This window comes from Collimonas sp., assembly GCF_044339385.1.
In the GTDB taxonomy this organism is placed as follows: Bacteria; Pseudomonadota; Gammaproteobacteria; order Burkholderiales; family Burkholderiaceae_D; genus Collimonas.
In genome coordinates, this window is record NZ_JBIIVN010000028.1 from 1 (window position 1) to 20,438 (window position 20,438).

Genomic DNA, 20,438 nt, shown 5'->3' on the forward strand with positions numbered 1-20,438 from the left:
AATCAGGCTGCGGATGGGTTAAACGAATCACGAAGCGGTTCGGCTGGCCTAGCTCTTCGGTGCCTTCGAAACTGACCACGCTCAATGCTTTGGCCAGCGCGCCGGCGCGCCTTACTTCGAGATGGTAGGGCTGCTGGACAGGTATTCCAAGTGATGAGATCCAATCGCGTGCTTCTTGCGCCATGTTTTCCTCTCAAAAGTTCCGAGAAAAAAACATATCAGGAATTTAATGAATTGTCTATAACACAATTTCTTAATTAACATTTTTTTGCACTTGCTAAATGGCGGTGCGAATGCCCAAGCCCGCATTCGCGGCATTGCATGGGCGCGGGTACCCACGCTCCCAGGCTGGCGTTGCTGGCGCCGGCTTAAGACGTAAAAAAGCGCAAGGCCTGCACCTTGCGCTTTTTATTTTCATCTGACAAACAACAGCTTAGTGCGAGCGGATCATGGTGCCGAAAGCCTGCTCGGTCAACACTTCCAGCAGCAGCGAATGCTCGATGCGGCCGTCGATGATGTGAACGGTATTGACGCCTAACTTAGCCGCATCCAGCGCCGACGAAATCTTCGGCAACATACCGCCGGAGATGGTGCCGTCCTTGAACATCTCATCGATCTCACGGGCCGACAGGTCGGTCACCAGATTGCCTTGCTTGTCTTGCACGCCGGCGATGTTGGTCATCATGATCAACTTTTCGGCATGCAGGATTTCGGCGATCTTGCCAGCGACGACATCGGCATTGATGTTGTAAGCCTGGCCATCGGCACCGAAGCCAATCGGTGAGATGATCGGGATGAAGGCGTCGTCCTGCAGCGCCTTGACCACCGCCGGATTGATCGCTTCGATTTCGCCGACGTAGCCGATATCGAGGAATTCGCCCGGCTTTTCGCGGTCCGGCATGCGGTATTTGCGGGCGCGGATCAAGCCGCCGTCCTTGCCGGTCAGGCCGACTGCCTGGCCGCCATAGTGGTTGATCAGCATGACGATATCTTGCTGCACTTCGCCGCCCAGCACCCACTCCACGACTTCCATGGTTTCTTCATCGGTAATCCGCATGCCTTGCAAGAAAGTACCCTGCTTGCCGATTTTCTTGAGCGCGTTGTCGATTTGCGGGCCGCCACCATGCACCACTACCGGGTTCATGCCGACTAGTTTCAACAAAATCACGTCGCGCGCGAAACCGTGTTTCAGGCGCTCTTCAGTCATGGCATTGCCGCCGTATTTGACGACGATGGTTTTTCCGTGGAATTGACGGATGTAAGGTAACGCCTCGGCCAGAATTTCAGCTTTGATTCCTGGAGCAACGTTGGCAAGATCGTTGGTCAAATCGGCCATGAACAGTCCTACATGAAATTTCCGAGCAGCTGCCTGAGGAGTCGCGGGCCGATCAGATACCGACAGCAAACAACCCGTGGCATGGACTGGAACCTTAGACAGCTAGTCAAAAGAAAATAAAAGGGTGCAAAGACTGCAACTCGCTGGAGTTATAAATCGCTGCGCAATGGATCAAATCGATCAGCGCGATTTTACATGGAAATGCATTGGATTAGGTGCGACAACGCGGCCATTCCGTGCATGTTGTTGCGTCAGCATAGCAACGGTATCTGCCGGGCACATCAGCACCTTGCCAAAACGTCATTTGGTGAGCGACCTTTTCACCATTGAACCGATACTGAAGTGCTAGTGACAGCTGCGCACTTCCTGGCCAAGGAAATCCAGCCTGATCTTGTCGAAGGCAACTCTGGATGCGCCGCCCAAATCACGCAGCTGAAATGCTACCTTGGTCGAACCGGCGTTGCGGGTTCCGATCTTGGCACCGCTCAGGCCGCGCCTGGCCAAATTGGCAACCTGCTTCTGGGCGGCTTCATCGGTCTTGAAAATCCCCAGCGAAATGCCGAAGCGCAGCGGGCTACTGTCCTGGATCACGAAAAAATCGCTGATCCCGAGCCGGCGCAAATCGTCGACCTTCTTGTCGGCGGCGTCCTTGCTGCCGAGGGATGGCAGATACACCATATGGCTGGCCACTTCCTGGACATCGCGGCGGATAAACTTGATATTTGGCGTCATTTCGGCCAACTGGCTGGAAAAGCGACGTGCCTCGGCCGCGTTGAAATTGCCGATTTCGGTACAGGCCAGCGGCGCCGCATCGGCCGCTTGCGGCGGCGCAGTGTCGGCCCCTGCGGCAGCAGCGGGGATGGGATTTGGGGCTGGATCTGGCGCTGGATTTGGGGCTGAAGTTGGCGCTGAGGATGCAACCGGAACAACAACGGCGTCGGCCGCCAGCAACTTGATCTTGTCGGCCTGCAATTGTTGGCCGATGCGGGCCGGCTCGCGGCCGTCGCTGTAGAGCGCGCCCAGATAGCCGCGCTCGGCGGCAAACAAGGCCGCATTCGCTAGTAACAGCAGCCAGAAAATGAGTTTCAGCATAGTGGGGTAGAGAGATATGTCGCTGCGGCTTGCAGGCCAATTAATACCAGATTATCAACTGTTTCGTGCTCTATCGACAGATATGGCGCAATCACGGTCGCCGAGCCACCGGACACAATACAACGTATTTTGCTATCGGGATACTGGCGGCCATGCTGCACCACAGCCCTTTCGATGGCGCCTGCCTGCGCATTGATGCAGCCGCTGATGATGGCGTCGTCGGTATTATCGGCAAATACCGCTGTCACTTCCACATGTTCACGGATGTGCGGCAACTGTGCGGTACTACGGGCCAGCGCAGCAGCCATCAAACCCAGCCCCGGCAGGATCATGCCGCCGACAAACAGGCCCTCAGCGCTGACGGCATCGATGGTGGTGGCGGTACCGCAAGTGGCGACGATCAGGCTCTGCCGGGGAAACAGGCGCTGCGCGCCAAGCGCTGCGGCAAAGCGGTCACAGCCGAGCTGCGCCGGCTGCCGATAGCCGTTGCGCAACGGCCCCAATTGCGGCAACGAGGCAAACCAGTTCACCGGCACTTGCGCAGCAACACTTGCCTCAAGCACCGCGTGCAGGCGCTCACCCAACGGCGCGCCTGCAACGTTCGAGACCAACACCCGGGATACCGTCAGCCGGGCCCAGTGCACGGCTAGTTGCGGCAGTTCGGAATGTGCCGCCGAACCGCTGTCCAGCCATTGTCCGGGCGCTTGCGCAGCAGCCTCGGGAAGCGCGGCGCTGGCCCATTTGATGCGGGTGTTGCCAACATCGATCAATAGCATCGTCATGGTTCAGCCTTGTTTTGGACGCAAAGAAATGTCGCCCGCCATGACGGTAATCGGCGTGCTGCCTGGCTCGGTCTGTAGCAACAGCCTGCCGATGTGATCGATGCCCAAGGCCACGCCCTGGTGCAGGGTCTTGCCCTGATCGAGAATCAGCACCTGCTGGCCGGCAAACGCATGCAACCGATTCCAGCGCTCGACAAAGTCCGCCAGACCGGCGCTCGCAAACTGCTGCATGTTGCGTGCCAACGCGGTCAGCAAGGCCGCCAGCAGCAGATCACGATCCTGCGCCGCCGCTGGCGGCAAATTGGCGCTGCGACTGCCGATCTGTTGCTGCAATTGCTCGGAAAGCGCGATATTGAGGCCGATGCCGATCACCGCCCACACCTGCTGATCGGGCGCGGTCGCGGTTTCGATTAGTATCCCGGCCAACTTGCGACCGCCATATAAAACGTCGTTCGGCCATTTCAACTGTACCGCGACACCAAAATCGGCCAGGGTCTCGGCGATCGTCACGCCAACCGCCAGCGGCAGCCCGACCAACGCCTGCAACGGCACGGAAAACGGCCACGCCAGCGAAAACGTCAAGGCCGCCGACGGCGCGCTGAGCCAAGACCGGCCGGCTCGGCCGCGGCCAGCGGTTTGCATCTCAGCGGCCAGCAGAGTCGGCGCCGTCAGCGCTGACGGCGATTTGCCGCTGACGTTGTCGGCAGCAACCCGCGCCAAAAGATCAGCATTGGTGGAACCGGTTGCGCCCACCACTTCAATCCGGCAATGTTCTGCATGGTGCCCGGCAAATGCAGCGACGCGCGCCGCCGAAAGCGGCGCAGCGGGAGAATGTGAAGCAAAAGATTGGGTACTCATGCCGCGCATTGTAGCGGGATGCGGGTTGCGATGAAATGGGGTAGTCTGGCAGCAGAGGTTAGTTGGCGATCACTATCGATCAATGTGACGAATTTCAGGGATAAATTCAGGATTCGGCTTCGGATTTAAGCTCTCAGACTCTTTTTGCGCCGCACATAATAGTGCTTCTATCAATTCTCCCTTAAACTGACGCGATGCCGAATCCCGATTCCTCGACTCCTGTTCTTGACCTGACAGATAGCAACCTGATCGCCGCACGCGGCAACTGGCAGGTGCGCGCGTTGACGCAGCCAGGCGTGATCAAGGCGCTCGAGGCCCGGCTGAAGAGCCTGGCTGGGCGCGACGGGCTGCGCTGGGATCTGTCACAGATCGACAGCCTGGATCACATCGGCGGGCAATTGCTGTGGAACGCCTGGGGCAAGGCCCGGCCGCCGCAATTGATCGTCGCCCCGCAGCATCGCGATTTTTTCCAGCGCCTGGATGCCGCCGGTGCGTTGTCGCTGCCGCCCAAGCCGCCGCGACAACGGCTGTTCAACCGGATCTACGACATCAGTAACACGATGCTTGGCCACGTCTCTGGTTTCATCACGCTGCTGGGACAACTGGTGCTGGATTTCCTGCGCATGCTGAAGGTGCCGCATCGGGCACCCTGGAAAGAGATTTCCGCCAACATCTACCATGTCGGCTACCAGGCGTTGGGGATTACCGCACTGGTCGGTTTTCTGATCGGCGTGGTGCTGTCCTTCCTGTCGGCGCAACAGCTGCACACCTTCGGCGGCGACATCTACCTGGTCAACATCCTCGGCATGAGCATTATCCGCGAGCTGGGTCCGCTGCTGGCAGCGATTCTGGTGGCCGGGCGTTCCGGTTCGGCCATCACTGCGCAGCTGGGCGTCATGCGCGTCACCGAAGAACTCGATGCAATGCTGGTGATGGGCTTGCCGCACGGGTTCCGGCTGATCCTGCCGCGGGTGCTGGCGTTGTTGCTGGCGATGCCGCTGCTAGTGATCTGGACCGATGCGATTGCGTTGATCGGCGGCATGGTAGCGGCGCAGCTGCAACTCGGCCTGTCGCCGACGTATTTTCTGCAGCAATTGCCGAATGCGGTGCTGCTGCCAAATTATCTGATCGGCCTCGGCAAAGGTGCGGTGTTCGGCGGCCTGATCGCAATGGTGGCTTGCTACTTCGGCCTGCGCATTGAACCCAACACGGAAAGCCTCGGCCACGGCACCACCACTTCGGTGGTCAGCGCGATTACCATCGTGATCGTCGCCGATGCGGTGTTTGCCATCATTTTCAGCGGTGTGGGGTTCTGATGGAAAAGACGCAACAACAGACAAAACAACAGACGCCGCTGAAGGCTCAGGCAATTATTGAGGTCGACAAGCTGTGGACCCAGTTTGGTCAGGCCGTGATTCATCAAGATCTGGACCTGACTATCAATAGCGGCGAAATCGTCGGCCTGGTGGGTGGCTCGGGCTCTGGCAAGACCACGCTGGTGCGGCAGATGCTGGGCCTGAACCGGCCCACCAAAGGCAGCGTGAAGGTGTTTGGCGTTGACGTCAGCACGGCCAATGTCGATCAGATGTATGCGCTGCAAAATCGCTGGGGCATGCTGTTTCAGCAAGGCGCGCTGTTTTCTGCGCTGACAGTGCTGGACAATGTGGCATTGCCGATGCGCGAGCTGCGCGCGCTGCCGGACCGGCTGATCCGCGACGCCTCCCTGCTGAAGTTACAGATGGCGGGCATCGGCCCCGAGCATGCGTTAAAGATGCCTGCCGATCTGTCGGGTGGCATGACCAAGCGGGTGGCGTTGGCGTTGGCGTTGGCGCGGGCGTTGGCGCTGGAACCGGAACTGCTGTTCCTTGATGAGCCGACCGCCGGGCTGGATCCGGCATCATCGGCGGCCTTCGTCGAGCTGCTGCGCTCGCTGCACAAAGACATGAAACTGACCGTCGTGATGATCACCCACGATCTGGAGCCGCTGCTGGCGCTGTCGACCAAAATTGCGGTGCTGGCAGACAAGCATGTTATCGCCTACTACACGCCGGAGAAAGTGATGAAAGTGCATCATCCGTTTATTGCTTCGTTTTTTCTGACAGCCCGCGATGCCGAGCACGATACTTGCGGCTGATCACTTGTGTGATGACACGGTCCGCTGGAGTAATGCATTACTGCGGACGCAACCAGAGGAAGTATGATGGAAAACAAATCGCATGCCCTGATCGCCAGGCTCTTCACCGTGATCCTGCTGGTGGCGGCGCTGCTTGGCGTCATGTGGTTCAATAGCGACCGCGTTGAACGGGTTCCTTACCAGATCGCCACCAAGCTTTCTGTGCCGGGGCTCAATCCGCAAGCGGACGTCCGCTATCGCGGTCTGGATGCGGGCAAGGTCGATTCGATCAGCTTCGATCCGAAGGTGCCGGGACAGATTCTGATCCAGATAAAAGTTAATCCGGATACGCCGATGACGCAATCCACTTTCGGCACACCGGGCTATCAAGGCGTCACCGGAATCGCCTACATACAGCTTGACGATGACGGCAGCAAGCCAGTCCGGCTGGACAGCAGCAAAAGCAATCCGGCGCGCATCGAATTACGCCCCAGCCTGTTTGACAACCTGCAAAGCAAGGGTGCAGCAATTCTGGCGCGCGCCGACGAGATGGTGAGCAAGCTCAACAACCTGCTCGATACCGACAACCAGAAAACCATGGTCAAGGCATTCAGCGACATCAGCGCCACCGCAGTTGCCTTCCAGGCGATTCCTCAGCAAATCACGCCGACCTTACGCCAGTTGCCGGCGCTCGCCGGGCAGATGAACCAGGCGCTGAAATCGATCACTGCACTATCCGACAACATGACCACGCTAAGCAAGAGCCTCAATACCCTGAGCGCAAGCTTGCAGGGGCCTGACGGTGCGGTGACGAATTTGTCGGGCGCCGCACAAAATATCGGCTCAGTGGTCAGCGGCTTGCAATACGATACGCTGCCGCGTTTCAATACGCTGGCTGACGAAACACGTTCGACGATGCGCTCGCTGAACCAGACCCTGGATCATTTAAACCGGCAGCCGCAAAGTATTCTGTTCGGCAGCCAGGGCCTGCCGCCCGGGCCTGGGGAAACCGGCTTTGTCGCCCCAGGCCGCTGAAGCGTTGCCGATGCAGCGCAACGCCGATAACAACGCATGCTTTAACCCAGAAGGTACGCCATGAGCACTATGCCAAGAATCCTGTCGTCGATTGCGGCCATCGCCCTCATCGCCGGCTGCGCCAGCCGGGCCGAGACGCCGCTCCAATACGACCTGGGCCAACTGCCGGCCGCGACAGCGAATGCAACGAATGCAGCGAATGCAGCTACTACAGCGGCGACCGGCGCCGGGTTGCCGCCGATCAGCCTGGCCGATGTGAATGCCCCGGCCTGGCTCGACAACACCATGATGTTTTTCCGCCTGTCCTACGCCAACCAACAGCAGCCGCGGCCCTACGCCAACAGCCGCTGGACCATGCCGCCGGCACAGTTATTCCAGCAGCGCCTCAAAGCGCGTCTGGCGCAAGCCGGCGGCGCCGTGCTGGCGATGTCGGATGCGGCGCTTAACGTACCGCTGCTGCGCATAGACCTGGACGATTTCACGCAAACCTTCGATACCCCAACCCACAGCCAGGCCACGCTCCAGGTGCGCGCCTCATTGTTCAACGGCCGCCAGCTAGTGGCGCAACAGAGTTTCAGCAGCCAGCAGCCCAGTGCCGATGCGGCCGGTGCGGCACGGGCGCTGGTCTCTGCCAACGATGCGGTGATCGATAGCATGATGCGCTGGCTGGCAACTGTAACGCCGAAAAAACAATGACAGAAAAACTGGAGCAAGCGCCGGACCGGAGCAGCGCCGCCTCCTCGTTTGCGCGTATCAGTCTGGCGATTTATCTGTTGTTGATCGTGTATGCCAGCTGGTATCCGTTTGCCGGCTGGCGCGATCTCGGCCTGTCGGCGTTTGCTTACCTGAAAGCGCCGCTGCCCCACTACTGGACGGTGTTCGATGTCTGGACCAACGTCGCCGGCTATCTGCCGTTCGGCATGCTGGTGGTGCTGGCGCTGCCCAGATCGCGGCGCTGGCCGGTGTATTGGACGATCCTGCCACCAACCGTGGCAGGCATCCTGTTTTCCGGCACCATGGAAGCGGTACAAACCTTCCTGCCGACGCGGGTCGCCTCCAACCTTGATCTCCTCACCAACAGCGCCGGGGCCCTGCTCGGCGCCGTGCTGGGGGCCTTGCTCAGGCCGCGCTTCGGCCCCGGCAGCCGGTTGCTGCAACTGCGCGAACACTGGCTCAACCGCGAAGCCAGCCAGGGCATGGTGGTGGTCGCATTGTGGCCGCTGGCGCAAATTTATCCACTCAGTCATCTGTTCGGCTTCGGCCAGTTCACGTCAATACTGTCCGGGTGGTTATCCGATCTGCTGGAACAACCGGTCGATCTGCAAGGCTGGATCACCAACTACGTGCAATTCACCGCCGCCCAATACTGGCTCACTGAAACCATCATTACGGCCTGCGGACTGAGCGGCGCAGCGCTGACATTTCTGATTCTTCTGCGCAAGCAAGCGCCAAAAGTGCAATTGACGCTGCTGTTGATATTTGCCACGCTCATGGCCAAGACGCTGGCGACCGCGCTGCTATTTGCGCCGGACAATGCTCTGGTCTGGCTGACGCCGGGATCTTTCGGCGGCCTGCTGATCGGCGCTCTGATGCTGGGCGGGCTGGCATACGCACCGCAACTGGCGCAGCGGCGGCTGGCTGGGCTGTGCCTGATCATTACTTTGCTACTGGTAAATATCATGCCGGACAATCCGTATTACATCGAAACCCAGCAAGCCTGGAGCCAAGGCAAATTCCTGAACTTCAACGGTGTGGCGCAATTCCTGGCTCTGCTGTGGCCGTTTTGTACACTGTGGTTCCTGTTTCATCCATTGCATCGGCGGCGCGCCAATGGCAAAAACGCCTCGCAGGAGTCCAGATAACAGAGAAGAATCACGGCGACTACTGAAACGAAAATCACGCCAGTGTATGATCTCAGCATGAGCCCTGCGCTTGATGCCTACATCTGATGCCTGCATCTGATGCCGGCATCGGCGCCAACCATCCCAACATTCCGTCATGAGCGATAAACCCTACTACGAGCACCACGTATTCTTTTGTCTGAACCAGCGCGCCCCCCCGGCGAACGGGTCTGCTGCGCCAACAACGGCGCGCAAGCGGCGCAGGAGCACGCCAAGCGCCGCGTCAAGGAACTCGGTCTGGCCGCTGAAGGCAAGGTGCGGATCAACAAGGCCGGCTGCCTGGAACGCTGCGAAGAAGGCCCGGTGCTGGTGATCTACCCGCAAGGCACCTGGTACACCTACGTCGACAATCAGGATATCGACGAAATCATTGATGTCCATCTGGTTGGCGGAAAAATTGTTGAGCGCTTGAAAATTTAACGGCAAGAATCTAATCGCAAAAGCAACCCTGGGATCGGCAAGTTTTCTGCCCGCGCGCTGCCGCAACAGAGCGCTGAAAGGCAGTAACCAAAGGCGGCGGCGGACTTGCCCAACCTGGCGCAACGCTTGAATGACAACGACATTCCAGCTCTGCCGTAACCCAATACCACATGACCAATCCATCCTATCCAATGAACGCCCAAACCCAACCTTTCTTCATCACCGGCGCGGTCGGCCAACTCGAATGTGCGCTCGACCGGCCCGATCCCGATACCTTCGCCACACCGCGCGGACTGGCGCTGGTAGCGCATCCGCATCCGCTATTCGGCGGCACCATGGATAACAAGGTAGTGCACACGCTGGTGCGCGGTTTCCTGGCACTGGGCTATGCGACAGTGCGCATGAATTTTCGCGGCGTCGGCAAATCCGCAGGCGTACATGACGAAGGCCGTGGCGAGACCGACGACATGGCGCTGCTGCTATCCAATATGCGCCGGCAATATCCCGATTTGCCGCTGGCGCTCGGCGGCTTTTCGTTTGGCACTTTCGTGCAATCGCAATTGCAGCAGCGCCTGATCGAAGCCGGGACGGCGGCCGAACGACTGGTGCTGGTCGGCAGCGCGGCCGGCAAATGGCCGCTGCCGACCGTGCCAGCCAACACCATCCTGATCCATGGCGAGCTGGATGAAACCATTCCGCTGGCCTGGGCGCTGGGCTGGGCGCGGCCGCAAGACATTCCGGTCATCGTGATTCCCGGCGCCGATCATTTTTTTCATCGCCGCCTGCAACATATCAAGCATCTCATGGCCGAAATGTGGCATCGCTGATAAGTAGTCGGCATCGCCCCGGCATCGCCCGTGTCGAGTGCGATTGCATGCTTCTTGCAGCGTGTCATCGCCGACCGGGCAAGCGATGAGGCTATAATTAGGCAGCACGGCTGTTTGCCTGCCGTCTCCGCTTACTCATTTTTTCAACCATTCACGTCCATCAAGTTATCCAATATCCATATCGGCAATTAGATGATTTTGCTGGCCCTGACTTCATTACTCGATACTCCATGAAAAAAATACTCGCGGCGCTCGCTGCAACCATTCTCTCGCTATCCGCTGCCTTCGCGCAGACACTGCCGCCGCCGACCGTGGCCGCCAAATCCTGGCTGCTGCTCGATACCACCAGTAACCAGGTGGTCGCCGCCCAAGATCCAGACCTGCGTGTCGAACCGGCTTCGCTGGCGAAGATCATGACGGCGTATGTGATTTTCAGCGCGCTGCGCGACAAAAAGATCAGCCTCGATCAAATGGTGAACGTGTCGGTGCGCGCCTGGAAAGTCGACCCCAGCAGCTCGAAGATGTTTATCGATCCCGCCACCCCGGTCTCGATCAATGATCTGCTGTACGGCTTGATGGTGGTATCGGGCAACGACGCCGCAGTTGCGCTGGCGGAAGCCGTCGCCGGTACCGAGGATTCGTTCGTGGCACTGATGAATCACGAAGCCGAACGGATGGGCATGAAATCGACTCGCTTCGGCAATCCGCACGGTCTGCCGAGCGCCGATACTTACTCCACCGCACGCGACCTGTCGACACTGGCGGCACACGTGATTGTCGATTTCCCTGAGTTCTACAAGATCGACTCGACCAAGAAATACACTTACAACAAGATCACCCAGCCGAACCGCAACCGTCTGCTGTGGCTCGACCCGACTGTCGACGGCATGAAGACCGGTCACACCAGCAGCGCCGGTTATTCAATCATCGCCAGCGCCAAACGTCCGAACGCAGGCGGTGAGCGCCGTCTGCTGGCCGTCGTGATTGACACCGATTCCGACAGCATCCGCACCCAGGAAGCGCAAAAGCTGCTGAACTGGGGTTTCCAGAACTTTGATGCCGTCAAGCTGTACGCCAAGGGTCAGGCGGTCGACACACCGCAAGTCTGGAAAGGCGCCAAGAGCCAGATCAAGATTGGCTTCAACCATGACGTCTACGTGACCGTACCGAAGGGCATCGCCGACAAGATCAAGCCGGTACTGGAACGCACCGATCCGCTGATTGCGCCGATCCAGCAGAATGCCAAGGTCGGCACCCTGAAGGTCAACGCCGACGGTAAGACCATCGCCGAATTCCCGGTACTGGCGCTGGAAGGCGTCAACCAGGCTTCGATCTTCGGCCGCGCCTGGGATTCGATCCGCCTGCTGTTCAAATAAGCCGATACAACCAGCCTGAATCAACCGGTTCAAAAAATGACAGCTGCGGCTGTCATTTTTTTGCCGGGACGATCTGCAATCAACGCTTTTAGCGATCCATACGTAAAAAAGATGCGCGCCTGATAAATAGTTACATCATCTCCTGATCAACAAATCTTTTAAGATCATGCAATGCTGGCAGCAGGACAGTATCCGCATAGCGACACCCGGTGTGCTCGATCCTCTTTTGCAATATTTTGTCTGCCATCTCTGGGTCATGCCCACCACCGTTTATCAATGCGTGGTGCATTGGGCCATATCCGGCGGGCCAAGCGCTCATGCCGGGAAAAGAATTGCGCATGGCCTGCAGAATCTGCATGCCGGAATAATCCAGATCTCCCCAGAACCAACTCGGAAAGGTGCTTTCCTGATACAACCAATTGGCAAATTCTGTTGTGGCCGATGGTGACACATCACCCTCCCACGAAAAATACAAAGAGCTGCGAGAGCGAGTGCGCAAACGCTTTGCACTACCCTTGAAACCCGCTGAAAAAACCAATGCCAAACCGTCGAATCGTGCATCATTCGACTTGATTGCCAGTTCAAAAGTGGTTTGATTTTCGATGAACAGCACACCTTGATATCCTTGCGGCGGCAAGAAGATCTGCAATTGCACCGGCATCGGCGGGAAAGGACATTCATCCAGACCAAGGATGACGGCGATCATTTTTTGCCTGCTTAGCGAATCCAGTAGCTTGGAATGGTCGCTGAATAATTTACTGGACACTTCTCTCAGCAACAATGGCTCCGACGCCAACTCAAACAATCCGTTTAATCGCAACACCACTGCCTCCGCAGGCTCTCCGGCGATTTCAATCAAATAGCTGGATACAGCTTTCTTGACCTCATCGGACGCATGCAAGTGCTGCTGCACAGCGATACGCCATTGTTCTTTCGCACTCACCACCCTTTGTGGCCGTTTTGTCGCCTCGCGCAGTTTTAACGCATCTAATGCAACCCATCTTGGCTTGCGCTCATAGGGCGCTTGCGGCGATTTGGGCATGTCCAGTTTGATCTCAAACCACCCTTGCTGCGCCAACCACTCCACATTTGACCAAAGCTGCTCTCTATCGCCTTCCAGTTCGGCGCCATAGAATGCGGGCCAGTTGCGGCGATTTAATTTAAAGTCCCGAACACTTTTCTGTCCCGCGGCCTCTTCGTTATCGAGATGATCCACAAGTTTATGCAATAACTGCAACATCTCCGTCGATTCCAGCCACCTCGGCACACTCATGCCGTTGCCTGCTCAGCAGCTTCAAAATTCATCTGCGCCTGTTCGCGCACCTGAGCGCGCCGCAATTCCCACAATTCACGCAGCTTGTCCGAGCGCAGCTCACGTTCGTCCGATTCCGACACGAAACCGACTTCGCCATTGCCGTCAGCGACAGTGCGGCTGAAGCTCCATTCGCGTGAAAATTCCGGTTTGATGGCGCCGGCGTGCTTGGTCGGCATCGCGCAGATCAATTGCATGCCGAGGTGGTCGCGCAAAAATTTCAATACATCGCGCGCGGCCTTCGTCCATTTTGGCAAACGATTCATCGTTGACCAGCAGATGCAGGCTGGGGCCTTTTTCGAAGCGCTTGAGACGGTTGGTGACCACCGCCGAGTGGATGATGTAGGCCGGCGTCTCCAGCTGGCCGCCAGAGCCGGCGCGCCATTCCGACAGACGCACGTGGGAACCGGTATCGGATTCCTTATAGATTTCGTAGCGCCGGTAGTTGCGATAATCGGCCACCCGTTGCAACTCCTTGACGGCCTTGTCTTCATCGTCTGAGAGCAGCAATTGCACCAGATGATCGCGCACCTGACAGTCTTCTGCGCTGAGGCCGGGGCCGGAGAACAGGCTGCTGTTTTCCTGTTTATCGGACATTTCCGAGGTGGCGCAGAAGAAGTCGTAATACGCCTTGAATTCGGGAATCCATTCCGACCAGTCGATGCGGAATTTATCGGTGCCGAACTTGAGCTTGTCGAGTTCAATGTTGAGCGTTTTCAAGGTGCGCACGCCGGTATCGACAGCGTTGCGGATCTCGTAGCAGAACTGCTTGGTGAAGACATCGTTGAACGACGATTCGGCAGTGCGTAACTATTCCAAATTCTTGATCAGGCCGATGTCCTTCTGGCGCCTCAGCTGCGCCTGAGTGCGTTCCTGCAACGTCACCATCATGGTGTACAACGGCGCGAAATCGCCGTCACGCAAATCATCCCCCTGCGCGAGGTCAAAACGCTCGTCGACGCGGGCATGGGCATGGTATTGGCCAAGCGCATTGCGCGCATCGCCATAAAGTTGCCAGCTAAGCGCGCTATGTTTAGCGACGTTGCTGGATGCCTGGGCCGGCGTATAGCTTGCCTCATTGACCCAAGCGGCGACTTCATCGGTGAGTGCGGTGAACGACAGGCTGCCGTTGACGATGCACAAGTCGCGCAGTTTTGCGGTGTCGTTATCGACCCGGGTTTGCTTGCCGCTCATACCCTGGCTGAGTTTGGTGATCGTGTTTTGATGGCCCTGTATGGCTTTTTCGTGACCGCCAATGTTTTTGCTGCAAGCGGTCTTGCGCGCTTCCAGGCTGGCGATTTCGGCGCTCAACGCTGCGGCCTCGTCTTCCAGCTTGCTGACTTGCGTCAGATCCAGCCGGCTCAGATCCTGACGCGCAGCATCGAGGTCGCGCACCAGGCTGGCAAGGTCGTCAATTGCGGCAAAGGATGGACATTGCAACTGCCCCATCAGTGCCAGCGCGCCTTGCAGTTCGCGCAACTGGGCGCGCAATTGCGTCAGTTCTTGTTCGGCCTGGGCATGTTCTTGCTCGGCCCTTTGCCGGGCCAGACGCTTGGCTTCCTGGCCGAACACCAGCAGATCGGTATCGGCGGTAAACATGGTCCGCGCGCCGCTGCCTTTGCCGTCCTTGGTGAGGCCACGCGAGGTGTGGGGCAGCGCTTCGGTATCTGCCACTTTCACTACCTGGCCGAACTGTTCGTGCAGGTAGGCATGCGCAATCGGGTGTTCGGTGCTGAGTTCGTGCACGATCGAATCGCTCGGGGTTCTTTCGACCTTCAGATTTTTCAGGCATAAACTGCCTTGAATGACGTTTGCCCGCAGCCGCTTCTGACGCACGAAATCAATGGCCTTGCCTTCCCATGCCTGCTCCACCACCAGGTTGAAGCGGGCAGCGGCCAGGTAGCCTTCGATAGCGGCCTGCCACTCTTGCGACATCGGCTCGACCAGATCGCACAGTACCTGAGCCCGCGCCGCCGCGAGCTCACTGCGGAATTCCTTGAGCGCATGGCGGATATGCGCCGGATAGTCGGCCCCGCCTTCGGCCAGATTAGCTTTGCGCGAGGCGGCGTCTTTCTCGCGCCGCAACGCTTCATGTTCTGTATTGCGGAGTTGCGCGATTTACGTGTGCAGGGCTGAAACAAAGCTGTGTTCAGTGCCGGCCAGCGCGGCATGCAGCTTGCCCAGCGCGGCATCGACGCCTTCAAGGTCATTGACCAGCATCAGCGATTTCAGCACATCTACTTGATCGGCCCTGGCCAGTTCGGTAATGCTGCGCAGCTGCGTGGCAAGATCAAGCGTAGCGGCGGCTGACAACGCCAGCACCACCTGACGCGCGGCATCGGCAATCTCTTTTTGCGCCACTAGGATCTGCATGCCGGCGACGCTGCGGGCGGCGCTTTCCAGCTGCTGCGCGACCCATCCATTGTGCTGCAGAGAATGGAAGACCGTCTTGATCTTGCCGTCGCATTGCTCGATCCGATTCTGGATGCGGATCTTTTGTTCGGCCGCCGGAATCCCCATCATTTGCGCATGAATCTGCGTCAGGCTGCGGTTCTTGGCATTGCGCTCTTGCTCCAGCTGATCGACGGTTTCGGTTTCGTCGTCGATCAATGCCTGCAATCCGGCGATGGCCGAAGCAGCCGCTTCCAGCTGGCGCTGATCTTCGCGCAGCGCCAGCGACGACACCAGCAATTGCGACTGGCTGGCGGCCTGGTGCGCGCGCCGTCTCGGCCACCGTCTTGCTGAGCAGTTCCAGCCGCTTGACGTTATCGCTGAGGCGCTCGCCTTCTTTGCGCAGCTCATTGACCTGGCGCATCAGCTTGCTGATCTGGCCGATACGTTGCGACAGCTGGGTCGTATCGAGCTCCAGAATCTGGTGCTTGACCAGATCGTCGACGCTACCGATCGGCTTATGCGCGATCGACTGGCTCCAGGCGCGCGCGGCACTTTCCGCCTCGGCGAAGGAGACGGTTTTCTGGCCGCGAAAACGGCCATATAGCTGGCACAGGTATTCGCGCTTGCTATCGCGAAAATTGGTGACGCCGCGGTATTTTCCAGACAGATGACGCTCAATCTTTTCTACCGCCACCACGGCCATGCCGCCGTCGATTTCGGTCGAGGTCAGGTCGCCCAGTTGCAACGCCACGCCGTCGATGATCAACAACGCCAGCCGTTCCGATACCGGCTGACGTCGTTCGCCGGCGCCATCGACGCGTGCCGCAGCCGCCACCAGCGCGGTGAACTCGCGCCCCTCTTCGCCCTCGCTCGGCTTGAACACCGCAGCGACATAGCCATGCGCGCCGTTCGGCCGGGCGAACAGGTTATCCTCGGCGCCGACGATGTAAGACCACAGGCTGCGCTTGGTCTTGCCGTTGCGTGCGCCTTGGGTGGCTTCATCCTGGCCTGGGTTGTAGCTGAAAATATTCTGGTACACCGCCGTCATCACGGTTTGCAACACATCCAACATGGTCGATTTGCCAGAGCTGGTGGGCCCGGTCAGCAGCGTCATGTTACCCATCGGGTATTCCTGCGAGCGCAACGCCCCCCAGTTCACCATAATCAATTTATCCAGCTTCATTCGACGCTTCCCTCTGTCTGCGTTGCTTGCAAGGTATCTGCCTGTGCGTCATCCGCAGCACTCGGTAAATCGCCCTACCCCTGAGCTGCCGGCTCGGATTCCAGCGCGGCTTCCAGCATGTCGTCGCTGATGATGCCAAGGATGGTCGGGCGGATCGCCAGCAACGCGTCTTCGTCGTCCATCGAAAAATTGGCAGCCAGCCGAATCAGGCGATGCCGCTTGAGCTCATTGAGCAAGCGTTGCCTTTCGGCGCTGGTCGGCGGCAATGTGCGTTTTAACTGCGTCTGCAAGGTCGCCGATAATTCTTCGAAACGGGTCAGCACCTCGCCGCTATCGGTCAACCGGCTACCCCCTTCTGCCAGGCCCTGCTGGTACTGGAAACGCAGCGCCAATGCTGCCGCAACAAAGTCTGGCGAGAGCCGCGCGCGCAAGGCCGGCACCGGCTCCAGGCCGTCTTCCGGCAGGCCAGGCACTTCGGCGCCGGGTGCATACAAACGGAAAAATTCACCTTTCAGATTATGCTCAAGGCGGAACCCGCCGAGATGGAAATAATCGCTCAGACAGGCGTCAATGCGGCGCGCGTCGTCGTACAGACGCTGCTCGACGCCGTCTTCCTCGCGCACCATGATGCCGCTAGCGAACAGGCGCGCGACGATTTCACGGAAACGCTCCAGCGACAAACCGTGCAGGCTTAGCTGAGCATGCAATGCTTCATTCAGGGTCATGTTTCATCTCGATCAGGTAATCGTCGCCGGCATAGAATTCGTTCCATAGCTTACCCGGCAATTTTTGTACGGTCAGGCGCGGATCGCGTGCGCTGCGCACCGCTTCCACCACCTGCATGTTGTTGAGGACGTCGGTGGTCGTTGCTACCGGCAGCGTCGACAGCCGGATCGGCCGCTCGCGCAAGCGCAATTCGGCGCGCAGGCGCCGCACGATGTCGTCGTTGGACAGCGCAAAGGCATCGGCCTCGGCGCGATACATGGCCGCAGCCAGACGCGCCTCGCGAGTGACCTTGGGTTGCGCCGTGACGGTCAGGGCCTTGCGCCGCTGCGAGGCGCTGCGCAACTTGAAGGCAGCCGGATCAAGCAAGCGGATTTCGGCAGGCGCGATGGCGGCACCGAGCCGCGCCAGCAATCCATCCTGCGCCGCACCGCTGAGGCTGGCGGCGCGCTGCATATATACACTCATCGCCTTGATCAGTTGCGGATGCTTGGTGGTGCAAGCCGCTTCCACCATTTCCTCGATACGATCTAATACCCAGTCCAGCGTCGATGGCCCTTGCCGCTCCTGAACGGCCCAGCGGGCGATATCGTTAAGTTGCAATTCCAGCGCCTCGGCCTTCTCCGCCTCCAGGCTATGCAAGCGGGCGATAATATCGCGGATCGTGTGCCGATGCCGCTCGATGCTGTCGGCCGTGAGTTGTTTTTTGAATTCTTTTTCAAACCGGTCGAGAAACTCCAGAAAACCATCCCACGGCGTCTGCGAGGCTTCCAGCATCAAGCGCCGTACCAGTTCCTGGAAATAATCGACGCCTTCCGATAAATCGCTGATGACTTTTTCGGCATATTCATAGGCATCAATCAGATCGTAGGCATCGACATTGTCCAATGCTGCGTTGAGCGCGTTACGGCAACTGCGCACGTTGCGCTGGCGGGTGCGGGAAACACGCCGCTCAAGCGACCAGAAGGCCTCGGCGAATAATTTACCGGCGCGCGTAAAACGATAGGCGCTTACCAGTCCGGCCCGATCGCCAAACGTCTCCAGCCAACCATCCCTGAGCAGTGTGCGCAGCAGCGCATTAGTGCTTTGCTGGTAGTCTGTACCGTCGGGAATAAAATCGTCTTCGGCTACGCCGGCGACAGCAAAGTCTTCCTGTTGCGACCAGATCTGGCGTGCTTCCTGAAGCACCGGCAGTAACAGATCGCGCAAACCGTCGCGCGTCAGGTTTTGGCCATAATCGGCACTCGGGCCGTGCAGCCGCTCATACAATGCACGCACGCAGGCCTCCACAACACTGCGATATTTACTGGAGAGTGGCCGAAAAAAATGGAGTCGTTCCGCTTCAAAAAACAATGCAATTCGCCTTCAATAAAAACCAAGGCATGACTATATCGCCTTGCCACTGTTTATACGGGATGTTTTGGTTATCGTTGCAACGTTGCTTTTCCGCAACAAAGGCAGAAATTGGCTACAGTCATCATTAAAGCTTGCAAGATATTAACGATACATCCCGGTATTCGCAAATTTCCAACACCTTCAGCATTTCCGCTGCACCCGCAATACGTTTGGTATACCAATGCCGACCCATTTTTGTTTGCGAGGTATTCGAATGTCTTTCGCTTGTGGCGTCGATTTCGGCACGTCTAATTCGACGGTTGGCTGGAGCAGGCCGGGACACGATGCCTTGCTGCCGCTGGAAGACGGCAAGGTCACCTTGCCGTCGGTGGTGTTTTTCAACGCCGAGGATGAGGCCTTCAGCTTTGGCCGTGCCGCCCTCAGCGGCTACCTGACCGGCTACGAGGGACGCCTGATGCGCTCACTGAAGAGCCTGCTCGGCTCCAGCCTGATCGATGCTCAGACCGAAGTTGGCGGCCGTGCTTTGCCGTTCCGGGCGCTGCTGACCCATTTCATCGGCGAACTGAAAGCCCGCGCCGAAACGGCTGCCGGCAGGGAATTTGACAGCGTGGTGCTGGGCCGCCCGGTATTCTTTGTCGACGACAATCCGGCTGCCGATCAGCGCGCCGAAGACACGCTGGCCGAAATCGCCCGCTCGGTCGGCTTCAAGGATATCGCTTTCCAATACGAGCCGATCGCCGCCGCCTTCGATTATGAATCCACCATCACGCGTGAAGAACTGGTGCTGATTGCCGATATCGGCGGCACCGATTTCGATAAATACCTGAGCCTGTCGAGCGTGATGCCGATGCTGGGCCTGGGCAGCCGCCTGCGCAACAATAGCGAAGTACCGTCCAGCTACTACTTCAACCTGGCGACCTGGCACACCATCAATCAGATTTACACGCGCAAAGCGTGGCAGCAACTCAAGGATGTGCAACGCGAAACGCTGGAGCGCGACAAATTCGACCGTCTGCTCGATCTGGTCGAGCAACGCGCCGGTCATTGGCTGGCGTTGCAGGTGGAACAAGGCAAGATTGGCTTGTCCGATGCCGACACGATACAGTTGAGCCTGGATCGCATCGCCCCGCAGCAGACCTTGCAACTGACGCGTGAGCAGTTCAACGACAGCATCGGACATCTGGTCGGTTCGGTGGAAAACACTGTCAATAACCTGTTGCGCGACGCCGGTGTCAGCGCCGCACAAGTCGACACGGTGTTCTTTACCGGCGGCTCCAGCGGCGTGCAACTATTGCGCGACAAAATCGCCGCACTGGTGCCATCAGCAAAAGCGGTGGAAGGCGATCTGTTCGGCAGCATCGGCGCCGGCCTGGCGCTGGATGCAGTGCGCAAGTTCGGCTAACAGGTTCGGCTAACAATTCAGCTGCGTCACACCAAAGATACCGATGCTGGAATGCGGCCCGAACGGAATCACGTAATGCGCGTGGCAAACACCAAGCAGACCGGGGATCTAGCTACTGATGATCGCGGCGATCAAGCACGGCAGGATGTAATAATCAGATAATAATTATTACAAGATTATCAATGTTCTACCGACGGCAATAAGATTAATATGACTTTACCCGCTGCACGAAGTGAGCTTCCCCCGAAATTTAGTCTTCCATAGGTAACGTAAAATCAACGATCCTTTGGAAAGACCAGCAATGAAGAAGATACCAAAACAGATGTAC

General features: G+C 58.3%; 21 protein-coding genes and 1 pseudogene. 9 read left to right on the forward strand and 13 right to left on the reverse strand.

The annotated features are described in order from the left end of the window. From ACIQ0R_RS03580 to ACIQ0R_RS03600, 5 genes are all read right to left on the reverse strand, one after another. The coding region (locus ACIQ0R_RS03580; RefSeq protein ID WP_395823736.1) for a hypothetical protein at nucleotides 1–184 on the reverse strand (184 nt) is incomplete at its 3' end. 249 nt (nucleotides 185–433) lie between these two features. Beyond that, nucleotides 434–1,336 (reverse strand): acetylglutamate kinase, encoded by a 903-nt coding sequence (gene argB / locus ACIQ0R_RS03585; protein WP_395823738.1) that lies wholly within the window; start codon nucleotides 1,334–1,336, stop codon nucleotides 434–436. Between the two features lie 345 nt (nucleotides 1,337–1,681). After that, the gene (locus ACIQ0R_RS03590; RefSeq protein ID WP_395823740.1) at nucleotides 1,682–2,428 is read right to left on the reverse strand and encodes an SPOR domain-containing protein; all 747 of its coding nucleotides are present in this window, start codon (nucleotides 2,426–2,428) and stop codon (nucleotides 1,682–1,684) included. Beyond that, nucleotides 2,422–3,210, reverse strand: a complete 789-nt coding sequence (locus tag ACIQ0R_RS03595) for a type III pantothenate kinase (protein WP_395823742.1) — start codon at nucleotides 3,208–3,210, stop codon at nucleotides 2,422–2,424. Before ACIQ0R_RS03595 ends, ACIQ0R_RS03590 begins: the two co-directional genes overlap by 7 nt. Before the next feature lie 3 nt (nucleotides 3,211–3,213). After that, on the reverse strand, nucleotides 3,214–4,068 hold the full coding sequence (locus tag ACIQ0R_RS03600) for a biotin--[acetyl-CoA-carboxylase] ligase (RefSeq protein ID WP_395823744.1): 855 nt from the start codon (nucleotides 4,066–4,068) through the stop codon (nucleotides 3,214–3,216). Between the two features lie 194 nt (nucleotides 4,069–4,262). On the opposite strand from ACIQ0R_RS03600, the gene ACIQ0R_RS03605 reads away from it, so the two are divergent. The 8 genes and pseudogenes from ACIQ0R_RS03605 to ACIQ0R_RS03640 all read left to right on the forward strand — a co-directional run bounded on the left by ACIQ0R_RS03605 (nucleotide 4,263) and on the right by ACIQ0R_RS03640 (nucleotide 11,740). Then, nucleotides 4,263–5,384, forward strand: coding sequence for an MlaE family ABC transporter permease (locus tag ACIQ0R_RS03605; RefSeq protein ID WP_395823746.1), 1,122 nt, complete (start codon nucleotides 4,263–4,265; stop codon nucleotides 5,382–5,384). Continuing rightward, nucleotides 5,384–6,202 carry an ABC transporter ATP-binding protein gene (locus ACIQ0R_RS03610; protein WP_395823748.1) on the forward strand — a complete coding sequence of 273 codons (819 nt, stop codon included), beginning with the start codon at nucleotides 5,384–5,386 and terminating at the stop codon, nucleotides 6,200–6,202. The genes ACIQ0R_RS03605 and ACIQ0R_RS03610 overlap by 1 nt, the downstream gene beginning before the upstream one ends. Nucleotides 6,203–6,268: 66 nt before the next feature. Beyond that, nucleotides 6,269–7,216 carry an MlaD family protein gene (locus tag ACIQ0R_RS03615; RefSeq protein WP_395823750.1) on the forward strand — a complete coding sequence of 316 codons (948 nt, stop codon included), beginning with the start codon at nucleotides 6,269–6,271 and terminating at the stop codon, nucleotides 7,214–7,216. Between the two features lie 60 nt (nucleotides 7,217–7,276). Further along, complete coding sequence (locus tag ACIQ0R_RS03620; protein ID WP_395823752.1) at nucleotides 7,277–7,912, forward strand: ABC-type transport auxiliary lipoprotein family protein; 636 nt, start codon at nucleotides 7,277–7,279, stop codon at nucleotides 7,910–7,912. Then, nucleotides 7,909–9,078, forward strand: coding sequence for a VanZ family protein (locus ACIQ0R_RS03625; RefSeq protein WP_395823754.1), 1,170 nt, complete (start codon nucleotides 7,909–7,911; stop codon nucleotides 9,076–9,078). Before ACIQ0R_RS03620 ends, ACIQ0R_RS03625 begins: the two co-directional genes overlap by 4 nt. Before the next feature lie 136 nt (nucleotides 9,079–9,214). Next, nucleotides 9,215–9,537, forward strand: a pseudogene (locus ACIQ0R_RS03630) ((2Fe-2S) ferredoxin domain-containing protein). Between the two features lie 191 nt (nucleotides 9,538–9,728). Beyond that, nucleotides 9,729–10,364 (forward strand): alpha/beta hydrolase, encoded by a 636-nt coding sequence (locus ACIQ0R_RS03635; RefSeq protein ID WP_395823756.1) that lies wholly within the window; start codon nucleotides 9,729–9,731, stop codon nucleotides 10,362–10,364. Nucleotides 10,365–10,594: 230 nt separating this feature from the next. After that, nucleotides 10,595–11,740 carry a D-alanyl-D-alanine carboxypeptidase family protein gene (locus ACIQ0R_RS03640; RefSeq protein WP_395823758.1) on the forward strand — a complete coding sequence of 382 codons (1,146 nt, stop codon included), beginning with the start codon at nucleotides 10,595–10,597 and terminating at the stop codon, nucleotides 11,738–11,740. Nucleotides 11,741–11,870: 130 nt separating this feature from the next. Here the strand turns inward: ACIQ0R_RS03640 and ACIQ0R_RS03645 are convergent, their stop codons facing one another. The 8 genes from ACIQ0R_RS03645 to ACIQ0R_RS03680 all read right to left on the reverse strand — a co-directional run bounded on the left by ACIQ0R_RS03645 (nucleotide 11,871) and on the right by ACIQ0R_RS03680 (nucleotide 18,630). Beyond that, a complete protein-coding gene (locus tag ACIQ0R_RS03645) occupies nucleotides 11,871–12,980 on the reverse strand; it encodes a Wadjet anti-phage system protein JetD domain-containing protein (protein ID WP_395823760.1) in 1,110 nt (369 codons plus the stop codon). Between the two features lie 29 nt (nucleotides 12,981–13,009). Next, nucleotides 13,010–13,231, reverse strand: coding sequence for a hypothetical protein (locus ACIQ0R_RS03650; RefSeq protein ID WP_395823762.1), 222 nt, complete (start codon nucleotides 13,229–13,231; stop codon nucleotides 13,010–13,012). Continuing rightward, on the reverse strand, nucleotides 13,158–13,781 hold the full coding sequence (locus ACIQ0R_RS03655; protein ID WP_395823764.1) for an SbcC/MukB-like Walker B domain-containing protein: 624 nt from the start codon (nucleotides 13,779–13,781) through the stop codon (nucleotides 13,158–13,160). Before ACIQ0R_RS03655 ends, ACIQ0R_RS03650 begins: the two co-directional genes overlap by 74 nt. Before the next feature lie 81 nt (nucleotides 13,782–13,862). Beyond that, nucleotides 13,863–15,137, reverse strand: a complete 1,275-nt coding sequence (locus ACIQ0R_RS03660) for a hypothetical protein (protein WP_395823766.1) — start codon at nucleotides 15,135–15,137, stop codon at nucleotides 13,863–13,865. 33 nt (nucleotides 15,138–15,170) lie between these two features. After that, on the reverse strand, nucleotides 15,171–15,413 hold the full coding sequence (locus tag ACIQ0R_RS03665) for a hypothetical protein (RefSeq protein ID WP_395823768.1): 243 nt from the start codon (nucleotides 15,411–15,413) through the stop codon (nucleotides 15,171–15,173). Continuing rightward, nucleotides 15,343–16,629, reverse strand: coding sequence for an ATP-binding protein (locus ACIQ0R_RS03670; RefSeq protein WP_395823770.1), 1,287 nt, complete (start codon nucleotides 16,627–16,629; stop codon nucleotides 15,343–15,345). Before ACIQ0R_RS03670 ends, ACIQ0R_RS03665 begins: the two co-directional genes overlap by 71 nt. 74 nt (nucleotides 16,630–16,703) lie before the next feature. After that, complete coding sequence (locus tag ACIQ0R_RS03675; RefSeq protein WP_395823772.1) at nucleotides 16,704–17,354, reverse strand: DUF4194 domain-containing protein; 651 nt, start codon at nucleotides 17,352–17,354, stop codon at nucleotides 16,704–16,706. Beyond that, nucleotides 17,341–18,630: a Wadjet anti-phage system protein JetA family protein gene (locus tag ACIQ0R_RS03680; protein ID WP_395823774.1), complete on the reverse strand. Its 1,290-nt coding sequence runs from the start codon at nucleotides 18,628–18,630 to the stop codon at nucleotides 17,341–17,343. Before ACIQ0R_RS03680 ends, ACIQ0R_RS03675 begins: the two co-directional genes overlap by 14 nt. Before the next feature lie 331 nt (nucleotides 18,631–18,961). Here ACIQ0R_RS03680 and ACIQ0R_RS03685 point away from each other — a divergent pair, with 331 nt between their 5' ends. After that, nucleotides 18,962–20,110, forward strand: a complete 1,149-nt coding sequence (locus ACIQ0R_RS03685) for an Hsp70 family protein (protein WP_395823776.1) — start codon at nucleotides 18,962–18,964, stop codon at nucleotides 20,108–20,110. Nucleotides 20,111–20,438: the final 328 nt, after the last annotated feature.